The following is a 13,610-nucleotide window of genomic DNA, read 5'->3' on the forward strand; positions in this document are numbered from 1 at the left end:
ATCGGATTTAGATCTTACTTCGGCTGTAAATATAGGGGAATGAAAATCAGGAATAGGATCTAGCATCTCGACTGCGCTCGATGTGACATTTGAGTTACAAGTTTATCGTAAAACTTCCACCGATTCATTTACTTTTGCGCATTCAAATCAACCAATGGAATTACAGGAAAAATTACAGCAAAGGAGTGACTCTAAGTGCGAGTTGTGTGGAAATACTGAAAATCTTCAGGTTTACGAAGTACCCGCGTCTCCGGTAGAAGGTGAAGAAGCGAGTATTCTGGTTTGTTCCACCTGCCTGGAACAGATTGAAGATCCCGAAAAAGTAGAGCCAAATCACTGGCGTTGCTTAAACGATAGTATGTGGAGTACGGTTCCAGCAGTTCAGGTAGTATCGTGGAGAATGCTTAACCGTTTACGTGCTGAAGGCTGGCCGCAGGATTTGCTCGATATGATGTATATGGACGAGAAGCTAAAAGCCTGGGCAAAGTCCGGTGAAAATTCTGATGCAAAATCTGAAGAAATTGTACATAAAGACAGTAACGGAGCTGTGATAGAAGCTGGTGATACCGTGGTTCTCACTAAAGATCTGAATGTAAAGGGGTCAAATATAACCGCCAAACGAGGTACTGCCGTTCGCAGAGTTTCACTGGTGCACGATAACCCGGAACAAATAGAAGGAAAAGTGGAAGGGCAGCAAATCGTGATCCTGACGAAATTTGTCAAAAAAGTCTGATGACGATACCTTCGGGAATATAAACGTGACAGGTTTTCAAAACCTGTCACGTTTGAATGTAGTTATCTTTTCTTTTGTTTGCCGCTGAACCCTGTCAGGTTGAGCTTGTCGAAACCTTCTTCAGTACAGGACAAACTTCTTCAGCTTAAAATCAAAGGAAAACACTTAATACGATCAAAAACCTCACAGGTTTTGGAAACCTGTGAGGTTTAAACTGTTGATAGTGATTATTCCTCCTTTTTCAGTTCCGTAAAATACTTATAAAACCACGGAATAGTTTCTATTCCTTTCAGGTAATTCCAGATTCCGAAATGTTCGTTTGGAGAGTGGATGGCATCGGTATCCAGTCCGAAGCCCATGAGGATAATTTTACTTTTCAGCTCTTTTTCGAATAGAGAAACTATGGGGATACTGCCGCCACTCCTTTGCGGAATTGGAGTTTGGCCAAATGTCTCTTCATAAGCTTTACTCGCTGCTTTAAAACCAACATTATCGATAGGTGTTACATAAGCATAGCCGCCATGGTGAGGTTTTACTTCTACGGTAACCGCTTTAGGAGCTATTGCTTCAAAATGCTTTTTAAAAAGCTGGGTTATTTCTTTCCAATCCTGATCTGGCACCAGTCGCATGGAGATTTTAGCAAAGGCTTTTGCAGGAAGCACAGTCTTCGCGCCTTCGCCAATATAACCACCCCAGATTCCGTTTACATCCAAAGTTGGGCGAATAGAAGCTCTTTCCAGAGTAGAATAACCAGCCTCGCCGTAGACGTCATTAATTTTCAGTTTGTCTTTATATTCCTCTTCATTATAAGGAGCTTCGGCCATTTTCTTGCGCTCTTCCTCACTTAACTCTTCAACTTTGTCATAAAACCCCGGAATGGTGATATGATTATTTTCATCTGTAAGGGATGCAATCATTTTGCTAAGGATATTTATGGGATTCCCCACAGCACCGCCATATAACCCGGAATGCAGGTCGCGGTTAGGTCCTGTAACTTCAACTTCAATATAGGAGAGTCCGCGAAGTCCGGTGGTAATAGAAGGAGTTTCTTTGGAAATCATTCCGGTATCGGAAATAAGGATCACATCATTGGCAAGTTTTTCCTTGTTTTGCTCTATAAACCAGCCCAGATGTTCACTTCCCACTTCTTCTTCCCCTTCAATCATAAATTTTACGTTGCAGGGCAGCTCGTTGTTTTTGGTCATATATTCCAGTGCCTTCACGTGCATATACATCTGACCTTTATCGTCGCAGGCGCCACGGGCGAAAATAGCCCCTTCAGGATGAATTTTTGTGTTTTTGATCACCGGTTCAAACGGCGGATTCTCCCAAAGATTCAATGGATCTGGCGGCTGAACATCGTAATGACCATAAACCAGAACTGTAGGTAAATCTTTGCTGATTATTCTTTCTCCGTAAACAACAGGATGCCCCGGAGTTTCACAGATTTCGACAAGGTCACAACCGGCATCCTGCAGTTTTTGTTTAACCGCTTCGGCTGTCTTCAGCATATCCTTTTTATAATTTGAATCTGCGCTAATGGAGGGAATTTTTAGCAAGTCAATTAATTCATGAACAAAGCGGTCTTTATTTTCTTCTATGTATCCTTTGATGTCTTTCATTTTGTGGTTTTAGATTCCTCCAAAGGTAATAATTTGAATTTTTTTATCTTGACTATTTGAAAATTGAAACTATTATGTATATTTGCATCCGCTAACCAAATAACGGATAGCAGATTTGTCCAGAAAAGCGGGCGTGGTGGAATTGGTAGACACGCTAGACTTAGGATCTAGTGCAGCAATGTGTGGAGGTTCGAGTCCTCTCGCCCGCACCAAAGGAAAAAGCCGACTTTAACGAGTCGGCTTTTTTGTTTGGGTAACACAGGGGTAACACAATTTAGGGAAAAATTTAGTTATTGATCATAAGCCAAGGGTGTAGGCTTCCAATTTGTACAGAGATATTTCGGGGATCAAGCCTGATTGTTGTGTTTAGGCAAAAATTGTGGTTAATCTATAGAGGAAGATATTTCCCTAAATTCACCAGTTGTTTAAGATAATCGAGACGGGGGGAAGACCCGGCTGTAAGGAATAATTGCTATTTTTACATCCGCTCTAAAACCTGAACCTGGGTGAAATGGTCTTTTTTTTCCCGTGTATAGGCGTGGACTGTCCCCTAAAGGCCGGGCAGGTTTTCCACTTAAAATAAATTGGATCTCAGAATTTTTTGTCTTGCTGAAACAAAATTAAATAAAGACTCGGTTCTATTTTTCATATTCCTCATCAGTTACTTTATCCAACCACACTACGCCCCCTTGATCTATGTTGGTGCTTATTGCGGTATGAGTCATTGATTCTCCTGGTGATGCTCCATGCCAATGTTTTACATTGGGTGGGCATTTTATTACTTCACCTGCCTTAATGACTTGGACCTGCTTTCCCTCTTCCTGATAATGGCCTTTTCCGTGAGTTATAATTAATACCTGTCCGCCGGGATGGTAGTGCCAGTTTGATCTCGCACCGGGTTCAAAAGTGACATTCCCCATAGAAATATTATGAATAGTATGGTTTGGCGCAAGCATATTTACCCAAACGGTACCGGTAAAATTTTCACTTTCAATTTTATTGCCCTTTGAAAATGGCCTTTGAACCTGGGCATCCTTGATGTTGTTTTCTTTTGTCTCTCTATCTAAAATAGCATCAGTCTGGACATTAAGTTTTTCTGCTAATACTTCTGAAATCACCTGCCCTTCCCGCCAGCCTACTTTTTGAGCTATTTGCAAGGCGAGTTCCTTTAGCTGCTCATCGGTAAAACCAATATTCCTGGCCACATTCAGGTGCGATCCTAATTGAGCTTTGACCCCGCTCATACTGGCCAGGGCAGAAATAGTGGCAATTTCTCGCGCCTCAAAATCCAGAACATCTCTTCCAAACAAATCCCGAATAGGTGCTCCTTTAAAAACTGATCCACAACGGGGGCAAACTCCCGTACTCCCGAAGCTTCACTTGTTCCTACCAATTCAACTAGAACTTCAGAACCCAATTCCCTGCTGGTCTTATTAGCAGGAAGGGGAGATGCTGTTCTTCCCTCTTCATCTTTGATGCCTTTTTCTTTCCGTCCTTCCAAAACCGACTGAAATGTTCCCAATGCATTAAGACTCCGCGGAAAACCTGTATAGGCGTATAAATGAACCAGCACTTCTTTTATTTCGTTAATGGTTAGACCGACATCCAAACCTTCATTTAAAGCTGATCTTAAATTCTCCTGATTCCCTTGTGCCGTAAATGCTGAAATAGGGATGATATGTTTCTGTTCTTCTGTTAAGGTCTCAGTGTCATCGATATTGTTTTGTGCATGATTTTTTTCAACAACACTAAATAGTGTCATTAAAAGAGCTAGTACTATTTGTATTCTTTTCTTTCTCATAAACTGAACTTGTTTTATGGATTTTCTGAAACCCCTATTTTTTGTAGCCAATCTTTCACTTCTTCCCAGACTTCTCTTGCTCTTTCATCCTTGATTGCCAATAATACCCCATCTCTTTCGCTCCCTCCTTCAACGGAAAAACCTTCTAAGATCCTGCTTTCATTTGCTATTTGTTGTACATCTTCAAAACTGCTACCTATCCCGTATCCTCCATTGGTATTGAAAGGAATTACAGTTTTACCGCTCAGATCATATTGATGCAGGAAAGATTCCATTGGCGGAGGCAATTGCATATCCCAGGTAGGAAAACCTATAAATATGGTATCATATTGATCAATGTTCTCTATTTCAGTTGCTAAAGGAGGTAAATATCCACTTTTATTCTCCCTGTCCACCTGGTCAACAATTTCCTGGTAATTTTCAGGATACGGATCTTTTAATTGTAGTTCCACCATTTCGCCTCCAACAAAATCCTGGATCATTTCAGCCACCGCTTCCGTGTTATTTGTTCTGGATAAATAAACAATCAATATATTGGAACTTTCCTGTGCTATAGTTTCTTCATCTTGAGGCTGACTTGTAGATTTACCATTACAGGAAATATTCAGACATAGGAAAAACAGCAGTGCAGGATATAAGTGACTTTTCATCTTAATCTTTTTTTTTTTTTGAATTTAATTTACTTAATCTCCCATCTGCCGTACAAAGGACATATTAGCCAATTTCCAGTCTCCATTTTCTTTCTTATACACTTCTGTAACTATAAAAGGGTTGGTCACTTCATTTCCCCCAACCACGGCTAACAAGGTGATTCGGTTTAAAACAATAGCAGTATTCCCCATGACATCTACTGAAACTTCATGTATATCGGCATTTTTATAGTGTATGCCGCCGGACCTGATGACTTCCACCTCACGCTCTTTGCCCCAGCTTCCACCCATATGAACAAACTGCGATTTTTCGTGGAAGAGCTCTGCCAAAGCATCGGCATTCTTGTCTGCCATCCATTCCCATTTCTTTTTAGAAAGTTCTATGATTTCCTGCTCCGTATCTTTTTGTGATAAGTCAGGAGTTTTTAGCGCATTATAAGTTTCTGCAGTTAGAGTATCTGTCCATACTGTAGGTGCATTTCCACTTATTGCCAGATAAGCAACCGGATTATTGGGGGTAGCACCATGCCAGTGTTCCACATTTGGAAGACACTTCACAACATCTCCGGCACGTACCACCATAACTTCTTTTCCCTTTTCCTGATAATAACCAACCCCGTGAGTTATTAATAGTAATTGTCCTTCAGGATGCAAATGCCAGTTCAGTTTAGATCCCTCAGCAGATACGACCTGAGAGATGTTAAAATCGAAAGTTTCATCGGCATCAAACACATGGCTCAGCCACACCTCCCCTGTATGATTAACATTAGGTGCTTTTTCACCCTTAGGAAAAATACTTTCCTGAGCAAACAGCAAATTTGGAATTAACAATCCCAAAACGAACATCAGAAACCAATTTTGTATGCTTTTCATATTTTGAGTTTTTGAATTTTGTTGTTTTTAATCCAGTCCTTTTTCTTTTAACCACTCAAATAAATGGTTTGCCACTTCTTTATTGTTCAGATCGGACATGGGGAAGTGGGTATTTCCTTCCAATCCAATTTCCGGAAGTGGGACTAATGTTACATCCCCACCGTACTTGTTAACTGTCTCAGTCCATTTCTTTGCCATGGCAAGTGCTACCCGCCACTGTTCCTTTCCGGGGTTTTTGGTAACTTCTTCAGGAATGTAATCGCCATAGTAGATGATAACGGGAATTTCCGTAAGGCGTTCAAATTCAGCCATTGGAACAGCCCGGGCGCTCAATTGCCCGCCCAGATAAGGCATAGGTTCAGGTACTTCACCTTCAGGAAATACAAAGTTACTCCCCGGTTCATAAGAAACGATTCCTTTAATATTTTGATTTTGTAAAGCAGTAAGCCAGCCCTGGCCACCGCTATGAGAATGAGTAACTAAAACGCCAGGTCCCATTCTGTCAAATAAAGCAGAAACAGCTGCTATATTTAAATCAATCTCAAGCGGCCCGGTATCGGGCGTCATTTGTCTAAAGAATTGATCTAACGCCTGTGGATCTTTAGAAAATTGAACTCCTTCATAAAATTCAGTTCCCATTCCTAAGCGGAAAATCCCAAACCATAGCTGATCATCTGTTGCGGCTGAAATTGTAGTTCCTTCAGTACCCCTTCCGGCCAAACCTCTTCTTGGCTGATCAATTAGATACACCGGAAAACCTTTCCGAAGAAAAATACTTTGAAATCCTTCCCTGCCATCTGGTGTAGTTTGCCAGGTCCTCATTGATTGTCCGAATCCGTGCCAGAATACCAGCGGGAGTTCCCGTGCATTCACAGGCTTTTGGTAAAACACAGTCGCGTGATCGCCGTGCAATGTTTGGCCCTCTGTACTTTGATTGCCGGGATTAAAAGCCCCGTGTTCTACAGGATCAAAAGTGCCAGGGCTCTTTTTTACTGTACCCCCCACTGCGAAACTTCCCTGTTCCTGAATTTTAATTATACTGCTCTCTGAGGAGCTGCAGGAATTCATGGAAATTATTAGTAAAAACAGGTATAAAGGCTTGAAAAAAGAAATTGTTTGTTTCATAATATTAATTGTTCACCTGCAAATATTATATTTGATTATGTAGAAAATGCTACATAAAATACCTTTTTTTTAATCAATTCTACTAATCAGGCCTTCAAAAAATGCCTTTCTTGATGGAGAACGAGACAAAAAGTCCGTAGTGGAATTAACTGCCATTTCTTAACCTTCGGAAGGTGCTTCCACACCCATAGCGTCCATTACCCCCTGTGCATTCCTTGTACCTGCAATTGTAATATCTGAAATGCCGGAATTAAACTCTTTTAATTCTTCCGAAGAAAAAGATATATCATTTGCCCTTATGTTTTCCCTAAGGTGTACTGAATTTGAAGTTCCTGGAATAGGCACTATCCAGGGCTTTTGAGCTTGCAACCAAGCCAGGGTTATTTGCGAAGGACTAGCATTCTTTCGCAGTCCCCATTCCTCAATATAATAAAGCATTTCAAGGTTTTGAGGAATATTTTCTGGAGTGATTCGTGGTAAAATAGCCCGGAAATCACCCTCAGAGAATCGGGAGTTTTCATTTATCGCATCGGCAAAAAAGCCATAACCTAAAGGACACCAAGGAACAAAGCCGATCCCCAGTTCTTCACACAGAGGTAAAATATCGGTTTCAGGATCGCGGCTCCAGGGTGAATATTCATTCTGAACAGCAGACAAGGGTTGCACAGCGTGAGCTCTACGAACGGTATTCAAACCCGGTTCAGATAATCCCCAGTTCCGCACTTTACCTTCGTTCATCAAATCCTGGATGGTGCCTGCAACGTCTTCAATAGGGACATTGGGGTCAACACGATGTTGATACGACAGGTCAATATAGTCTGTTTTTAATCTTTTAAGCGAGCCTTCCACTGATCTTCGGATAGTTTTGGGACGGCTGTCTATACCTCTTCTTTCCCCTGTATCGGGATCTACATCAAAACCAAATTTAGTTGCAAGTACCACATCTTTTCGAAATGGTGCCACCGCTTCCCCTACCTGTTTTTCATTAGTTAAAGGCCCATATACTTCGGCAGTGTCAAAAAATGTTACACCATTGTCATAAGCTTCCCTGTAAAGTTTGTTTACCAGGCTCTGATCACGGACACCACTGGTATAGAACCCGACCACCGGAAGACCTCCCAGCCCCTGGGCGGAAACCTCCAGATTTCCCAATTTTCGGCGATTAGGTGCTGTTCCGGTGAAGGTTTTGCCTTCACCGTTGTTTGCAGCCCCAGTTTCTCCATGGGCAACCATGGAGAATGGATTCAAGGCAAGACCCAAACTTGCAATAGCCGACCTGCCCAAAAATTTCCGTCTGTTTACAATATTTCCTCTCCACAAATTTTCTGAATTTTTATTCTCCATAATCTCTTAATTTAAAAAGTTACTATTCTATTTTGGTTGTTCCTAACCACTTCACCATTTCTGGATCACGATGGTCAAAAAACAAGCTTTGCTTTTGATCCAGTTTGGTAATGGTTTCCATATCCTCTTTACTTAATTGAAAATCGAGGCTATTAAAGTTCTCTTCTATGCGTTTCTTATGAACAGATTTTGAGAGGGCAACAATACCTCTTTGAGCTAACCATCTTAATACGACCTGTGCAACAGATTTATTATACTTCTGACCTATTGACGCTAATGACTCATTTTTAAATAAATTGTTTTTACCTTCGGCAAAAGACCCCCACGCTTGGTGTTGAACATCATTCTCTTTAAGAAAGCTATTGGCTTCTGTTTGTTGATGGAAGGGGTGGGTTTCTATTTGGTTTACTGTAGGCTTTATTTCATTGTGAATCATCAGGTCCATTAACCGGTCCGGTTGAAAATTGCTTACTCCAATGGCTTTTATTTTTCCTTCTTTGTACAATTCCTCCATAGCTCTCCAGGAACCGTGAACATCCCCGTATGGCTGATGGATCAGGTACAAATCCAAATAGTCTAACTGCAGTCGCTCCAGGGATTTTTGAAATGCCTTTTTTGTTTTTTCATACCCGGCATTCTGAACCCAAACCTTTGTTGTAATAAACAAGTCTTCTCTTTGCACACCGCTTCTCTTAATAGCTTTACCAACAGCTTCTTCATTTTGATATGCTTCAGCCGTGTCGATAAGACGGTAACCTGTTTCTATAGCTTCAGATACACTATTTTCACATTCATCTGCATCCGGGATTTGAAATACTCCAAATCCAAGAATTGGCATTTCCACATCGTTGTTTAATTTAATCTTTTCCATATTTTCTATTTATATTTCAAAGTTCCCTATTTCCTATTGTCTTAACTGTATACAGATTACGGATAGTCATACCATTATTACTGATATTGAGAAGATAGGATATTACCCTTTCGTTGTTATTGATTTACTTCCTTGCTTTTCTTTTTCGGAATGGCTGTTGTTTCAAATAAGTTGCTGAACGCCATAGCCATTCCAAAGGACCATACAGGAAGTGCTTAAGCCAGAATTTACTGAATATGATTTGCGCCACGTAGATTACAATTCCAAGTAAAAACAACTTTGTAGGATTCCAACCACTAAAAGTTGGACCAAAAGCCCACATAGAAAATAAAAAGCTTCCTATTAAACCTTGCATCAGGTAATTGGTTAAACCCATTCGCCCATAGGGTGAGAGGACATCCAGATATTTACCTACTATTTCGGTCTGATAAATAATTATAAATCCCATTGTTAAAGCTCCTGAAAAAAGCACCAGGCCTATATCATCCAAAGCCTGTACAGTTAAAAGGGTTTGGGATATATAATTTTCTTCGGGGTTAAATAATTGACGGGTATTGACCTCTGGAAGTATGCTTTGAATCCAGTTGACAATAAGCACTCCTGAAGTGAATCCCAGGAGGAGAAAATCATTTCTTTTTTTATTGTTATCTACGCTTTCAAAAAAGCGAATACGCCCCACGACCAACCCAAGAAGAAAAAGCGCAAAAGTTACATATCCGCGACCTATCAGGCCAAACTGATAATTCAATTTTCCCTGAAAGCGTTCAGAATAATGGTATTCAGCAGAATTTAGAAAGGAAGGATTTGCTATATATTCCGGGGCCACGTTTTCTTCTTGCTCAGGATCGTTGCCTGCCGTCACGTCAACTTGCTCAGAATATTCACTATTACTTATTGTAGCCTGAATAATTCTTGGTGTTCCAATTAATAGCAAACAGGCCAATAAAACTAAAACCCAATTTTTGATTTTATAAAGCGGGATCATTAATAATCCAAAAACAGCATAAACCGATAAAATTTCAAGGCTGTAAAAAGAATGGGCGATGACCCCTATTACCAGTAAAATAAACATTCTCCACACAAACCGCTTCCGAAAATCTATACCCTTCTTTGCTGCACTATCCATTTGAATGAAGAAACTTAGACCAAATAAGAAGGCAAAAATATTTATAAACCTTCCCATTATTATATTTCGGCCAATCCATTGAATAGCTTCATCTAAAGCCGGAAATAACGGTTCACTTTGGTCTGATGGTATTGAATAAATCCCAAAATTTTGAAGCATATGAATAAGAACAACTCCTAATAATGCAAAACCTCTTAAGGCATCTAAAACAGTAATTCGCTTTAGCGGTGATGAAATAGATTTAGTCTCAGTCATGTTGGTATCTAAATTTTGGATCCATTTTTGGGAATTTGAAGATGTAACTTTCTTTTCCACCTTTCTTCTTTTGCAAAAATCCTTATTCTAAATTCCCTTTACTGTATACGTATTACAGATTGTCTTACCATTATTACTGATTTTGGACTTTAAGGGAAATTAGCCGGTGATAAATTCTTAATTTTGAACAATATAAATAGGCATGGCTATGGATGAGTTAAGACGATTTGAAACAATAAATGACTATAACGTATTCAACAATAATGGAACCCTGCATCCACTGGTAAGCGTGGTGGATGTGTCAAAAGCAGATCCACGAAGAGCCTCCAATATGTATTTTGGGTTTTATACTATTTTCCTGAAGGAAGTTAATTGTGGAAACCTTCGATATGGCCGTCACACCTATGACTATCAGGAAGGAACACTCGTTTTTATTGCACCCGGGCAGGTTGTGAGTGTAGACAATACAGGAGAATTATATCAACCGAAAGGCTTGGCTTTAATTTTTCATCCAGATCTCTTACTGGGAACACCACTTGCAAATCGTATGCAGGATTATACGTTTTTTGGCTATCAATCTAATGAAGCCCTTCATTTATCTGAACGGGAAAGAAAGCTAATTCTTGATTGTATTTCGAAGATTGAATATGAATTGGAACAATCTATAGATAATCATAGTAAGCGTCTTATTGCTTCCAATATAGAATTACTTTTGAATTATTGCGTACGTTTTTACGACCGCCAGTTTATAACCCGGGAAAATGTGCATAAAGGTATCCTGGAAAGATTTGAAGATTTATTGAATGGTTATTTTAAAACAGATAAGCCTCAAACATTAGGATTGCCCTCTGTAGCTTATTGTGCTGAAGAATTGAATTTATCACCAAATTACTTTGGAGATCTGATAAAAAAGGAAACAGGAAAATCGGCTCAGGAATACATTCAGTCTAAGGTGATTGACCTGGCCAAGGAAAGAATCTTTGACCATAGTAAATCGGTGAGTCAGATAGCTTATGAGCTGGGTTTCAAATATCCCCAGCATTTTACCCGGCTGTTCAAGCAGCGGGTGGGGTTACCTCCAAACGATTACAGAATGATGAACTAGTGCAGAAAGATAGATTTCCAGTTGTTACTATTTTGTAACTGCAGGAAATAAACTTCAAAGCAATATCTCAACAATTAAGTAATGCCCCATATCTACCATAACCTTACCTGCGCGAGGTTCCTGTGCTGTTTTTATAGCGTACGGGAAGTTAAGCGTTAAGTAAAAACAGCATAGGGCGCATCCTACTTCTGTTTTATATTACCAGTAAATTTCAGCCTGTTTTCAGGGGCTTTGAGCCCATTTACTGGAATATCCACTCATTATCCACTGATCTAAAAAATTGCTTTTATTTTTCACTAATTTTTTGCCGCAAATTTCAATGGTTTTATTGGGGATTTCAGGCCATTTGCCGCAAATTTACTAATTTTTGCTACAGGCCATTTGTCATTACAAACCCTGGTATCCACTCTCTAGCCACTGGCAATAATCCTCTTTAATTTCCGGATATGCTGCGAACTAATCTTCATATAGCTTATTTTGAGATTCCCTGATCATCCGGTAGACTTCAAAGTTCTGCTCTGTTTTTTCTTTGGAGGTGTAACTAAAGTATCCTACTAAACTTAAAGCAAGTATTCCCATGATACCGAAAAGGATTAGCAGATAATTAGGTATCAGCCTGGCATTCTTTAGTTTCTTATCGATGCCTTTTAAAATTTCATCCCTTTCCTGGCTTTCCGTTTCCTGCTTTTTCAGAAAGATGTTTAATTCTTTTTCCAGAACTTCAGTTGTAATTGGAATGCTGAGATCAAATAGTTTATCCGAAAGTTGTTGAAGCTCCAGAACAGTAGTTTTAAAATCAGCCATTTCATCGGCCATCAGTTCCATAATCTCGTCTAGTTTTTTCATCGCTCAAAATTTTAAAATTATATTCCTATACCAGTATCCAGTGCTTTCAGAACTCCCTTAATAAGTTCTTTGGCTATTTTAGTGCTCAGGTTAGAACTTAACTGTACCGTTTTGTTCATTATCAGCAGACTTTTTGGTGCTTCCTTTAACCTGGTAAGACTTCTGTTTTGAGAAATTTGCGCAATAAGTCTATTGCCGCTCATGTCCCGGTGCACCTCGCTTGCTTTGAGATTTACTCCTTTGTATTCCACACGAAACCCTTGCAGTTGATTGGATTTATTGACAGTGGGAATCACTTCCACTTTATGAGATTTCATTTTGCTCATATATTCATCCAGTGACTTTGGCCTTGTTTGGAGCACCCGTTCATGTATAATTTTGATTTCCTGTCGAAGGTTTTTTAATTCCTGAAGCCTATCCTGTTGTTTTTCCCGCGCCCTGGTAAACCCTAATTCCTTTGCTACATTATCTGCCGCTATCTGGCTTCGTTTTCCGATAAAGCTGTCATTGTAAGCCTTGCCATCAAAGCCAATTCTATTGGTATAGATATGAATATGGGTATGCGCTTTATCTCGGTGAACAAACCCAATGGACTGATTGTTTTGCAGGTTCATTTCCTTTAAAAATTTCTTAGCGATTTCTTCCAGGTCTTTTTTGGTTAAATCCCTTCCGTCCTCTATTGATGGGCTAACTATAAAGCTTAAGGTGTTGTTGTGGCAGCGCTCATTTTGCGACTGGATAATTTTGAACTCTTCCGTTATTTCCGCGGGAGTATCTCCGGCCAAATGTTCTTTCAGCACTACTTCAGCTTCTTTTTCCTGATTCCAGCCATAGGATATGGATACCTTTGTGCTGGAAATTGAATGTCCTTTCCCTATCATTTTTTAAAGTTTTTTAAATGGTTCCTGATTTCTTCCGCCAGCTTCTCCACCGTTGCAGCCAATTTGGGATCCCGCTTTTTAAACATGCTGCTTATCCGTGCAAAGTTATTTTTGTATTGCACCAACATCCGGTAGTATTCCAACTGCTCTGGGGTAATCCGTTCTACAATATTTCTTTCAAAAGCAGTGGAACGGAGATATTCTGAAAGGGAAATTCCTGCCCTGGCCGCTCTTCTTTTGAGCAGCTTCTTCTCGTAAATCGAGCAACGGATCTGGATGTATTCCCTCTTCATTTTTTTCTTTTAAAGTCTTTGCAACCTCCGGGCGTAAAGCAAGAATGTCATGACAATGACACATCTTGCTTTACTATTTCAACTG

At 39.9% G+C, this 13,610-nt stretch carries 14 protein-coding genes and 1 tRNA gene; 3 read left to right on the top strand and 12 right to left on the bottom strand.

Features of this window, described 5'->3' with window-relative positions:
• The first annotated feature begins 154 nt into the window (after positions 1 to 154).
• Positions 155 to 733, top strand: a complete 579-nt coding sequence (locus RM549_RS09585; protein ID WP_311684138.1) for a PhnA domain-containing protein — start codon at positions 155 to 157, stop codon at positions 731 to 733.
• 227 nt (positions 734 to 960) lie between these two features.
• Here the strand turns inward: RM549_RS09585 and RM549_RS09590 are convergent, their stop codons facing one another.
• Complete coding sequence (locus RM549_RS09590) at positions 961 to 2,355, bottom strand: dipeptidase (protein ID WP_311684140.1); 1,395 nt, start codon at positions 2,353 to 2,355, stop codon at positions 961 to 963.
• 127 nt (positions 2,356 to 2,482) lie between these two features.
• Here RM549_RS09590 and RM549_RS09595 point away from each other — a divergent pair.
• Positions 2,483 to 2,567, top strand: a tRNA-Leu gene (locus RM549_RS09595).
• Positions 2,568 to 2,993: 426 nt separating this feature from the next.
• Here the strand turns inward: RM549_RS09595 and RM549_RS09600 are convergent.
• The 8 genes from RM549_RS09600 to RM549_RS09635 all read right to left on the bottom strand — a co-directional run bounded on the left by RM549_RS09600 (position 2,994) and on the right by RM549_RS09635 (position 10,400).
• Entirely contained in the window at positions 2,994 to 3,665 is a 672-nt protein-coding gene (locus tag RM549_RS09600) for a (R)-mandelonitrile lyase (RefSeq protein ID WP_311684142.1), read from the bottom strand.
• Positions 3,596 to 4,156: a carboxymuconolactone decarboxylase family protein gene (locus RM549_RS09605; RefSeq protein ID WP_311684144.1), complete on the bottom strand. Its 561-nt coding sequence runs from the start codon at positions 4,154 to 4,156 to the stop codon at positions 3,596 to 3,598. Before RM549_RS09605 ends, RM549_RS09600 begins: the two co-directional genes overlap by 70 nt.
• Before the next feature lie 14 nt (positions 4,157 to 4,170).
• A complete protein-coding gene (locus RM549_RS09610; RefSeq protein WP_311684146.1) occupies positions 4,171 to 4,806 on the bottom strand; it encodes a flavodoxin in 636 nt (211 codons plus the stop codon).
• Between the two features lie 33 nt (positions 4,807 to 4,839).
• Positions 4,840 to 5,679 carry a DUF4440 domain-containing protein gene (locus tag RM549_RS09615; RefSeq protein WP_311684148.1) on the bottom strand — a complete coding sequence of 280 codons (840 nt, stop codon included), beginning with the start codon at positions 5,677 to 5,679 and terminating at the stop codon, positions 4,840 to 4,842.
• Between the two features lie 27 nt (positions 5,680 to 5,706).
• Positions 5,707 to 6,804, bottom strand: coding sequence for an alpha/beta hydrolase (locus tag RM549_RS09620; protein WP_311684151.1), 1,098 nt, complete (start codon positions 6,802 to 6,804; stop codon positions 5,707 to 5,709).
• Between the two features lie 159 nt (positions 6,805 to 6,963).
• A complete protein-coding gene (locus RM549_RS09625; RefSeq protein ID WP_311684152.1) occupies positions 6,964 to 8,148 on the bottom strand; it encodes an aldo/keto reductase in 1,185 nt (394 codons plus the stop codon).
• Positions 8,149 to 8,170: 22 nt separating this feature from the next.
• Positions 8,171 to 9,019: an aldo/keto reductase gene (locus tag RM549_RS09630; protein ID WP_311684153.1), complete on the bottom strand. Its 849-nt coding sequence runs from the start codon at positions 9,017 to 9,019 to the stop codon at positions 8,171 to 8,173.
• A gap of 124 nt (positions 9,020 to 9,143) precedes the next feature.
• A complete protein-coding gene (locus tag RM549_RS09635; RefSeq protein ID WP_311684155.1) occupies positions 9,144 to 10,400 on the bottom strand; it encodes a DUF418 domain-containing protein in 1,257 nt (418 codons plus the stop codon).
• A 208-nt stretch (positions 10,401 to 10,608) separates the two neighbouring features.
• Between RM549_RS09635 and RM549_RS09640 the strand changes: the two genes are divergently transcribed.
• Positions 10,609 to 11,505, top strand: a complete 897-nt coding sequence (locus RM549_RS09640; RefSeq protein WP_311684158.1) for a helix-turn-helix domain-containing protein — start codon at positions 10,609 to 10,611, stop codon at positions 11,503 to 11,505.
• A 456-nt stretch (positions 11,506 to 11,961) separates the two neighbouring features.
• Here RM549_RS09640 and RM549_RS09645 read toward each other — a convergent pair whose 3' ends face one another.
• Genes RM549_RS09645 through mbpA form a run of 3 tightly spaced genes read right to left on the bottom strand, consistent with a single transcriptional unit; the run spans position 11,962 to position 13,525 of the window.
• Positions 11,962 to 12,351, bottom strand: coding sequence for a DUF6730 family protein (locus tag RM549_RS09645; protein ID WP_311684159.1), 390 nt, complete (start codon positions 12,349 to 12,351; stop codon positions 11,962 to 11,964).
• Between the two features lie 17 nt (positions 12,352 to 12,368).
• Positions 12,369 to 13,232, bottom strand: coding sequence for a relaxase/mobilization nuclease domain-containing protein (locus RM549_RS09650; protein ID WP_311684161.1), 864 nt, complete (start codon positions 13,230 to 13,232; stop codon positions 12,369 to 12,371).
• Complete coding sequence (gene mbpA / locus RM549_RS09655; RefSeq protein ID WP_311484064.1) at positions 13,229 to 13,525, bottom strand: mobilization protein MbpA; 297 nt, start codon at positions 13,523 to 13,525, stop codon at positions 13,229 to 13,231. The genes RM549_RS09650 and mbpA overlap by 4 nt, the downstream gene beginning before the upstream one ends.
• Between the last annotated feature and the right edge of the window lie 85 nt (positions 13,526 to 13,610).

Origin of the sequence: Autumnicola patrickiae (assembly GCF_031846525.1) — a bacterium.
Lineage (GTDB): Bacteria > Bacteroidota > Bacteroidia > Flavobacteriales > Flavobacteriaceae > Autumnicola > Autumnicola patrickiae.

Excerpts from the sequence above, each read along its gene's own strand:
- RM549_RS09585 (WP_311684138.1), top strand. The coding sequence starts at position 155 with ATGGAATTACAGGAAAAATTACAGCAAAGGAGTGACTCTAAGTGCGAG.
- RM549_RS09590 (WP_311684140.1), bottom strand. The coding sequence starts at position 2,355 with ATGAAAGACATCAAAGGATACATAGAAGAAAATAAAGACCGCTTTGTT.
- RM549_RS09605 (WP_311684144.1), bottom strand. The coding sequence starts at position 4,156 with ATGAGAAAGAAAAGAATACAAATAGTACTAGCTCTTTTAATGACACTA.
- RM549_RS09610 (WP_311684146.1), bottom strand. The coding sequence starts at position 4,806 with ATGAAAAGTCACTTATATCCTGCACTGCTGTTTTTCCTATGTCTGAAT.
- RM549_RS09615 (WP_311684148.1), bottom strand. The coding sequence starts at position 5,679 with ATGAAAAGCATACAAAATTGGTTTCTGATGTTCGTTTTGGGATTGTTA.
- RM549_RS09620 (WP_311684151.1), bottom strand. The coding sequence starts at position 6,804 with ATGAAACAAACAATTTCTTTTTTCAAGCCTTTATACCTGTTTTTACTA.
- RM549_RS09625 (WP_311684152.1), bottom strand. The coding sequence starts at position 8,148 with ATGGAGAATAAAAATTCAGAAAATTTGTGGAGAGGAAATATTGTAAAC.
- RM549_RS09630 (WP_311684153.1), bottom strand. The coding sequence starts at position 9,019 with ATGGAAAAGATTAAATTAAACAACGATGTGGAAATGCCAATTCTTGGA.
- RM549_RS09635 (WP_311684155.1), bottom strand. The coding sequence starts at position 10,400 with ATGACTGAGACTAAATCTATTTCATCACCGCTAAAGCGAATTACTGTT.
- RM549_RS09640 (WP_311684158.1), top strand. The coding sequence starts at position 10,609 with ATGGATGAGTTAAGACGATTTGAAACAATAAATGACTATAACGTATTC.
- RM549_RS09645 (WP_311684159.1), bottom strand. The coding sequence starts at position 12,351 with ATGAAAAAACTAGACGAGATTATGGAACTGATGGCCGATGAAATGGCT.
- RM549_RS09650 (WP_311684161.1), bottom strand. The coding sequence starts at position 13,232 with ATGATAGGGAAAGGACATTCAATTTCCAGCACAAAGGTATCCATATCC.
- mbpA (WP_311484064.1), bottom strand. The coding sequence starts at position 13,525 with ATGAAGAGGGAATACATCCAGATCCGTTGCTCGATTTACGAGAAGAAG.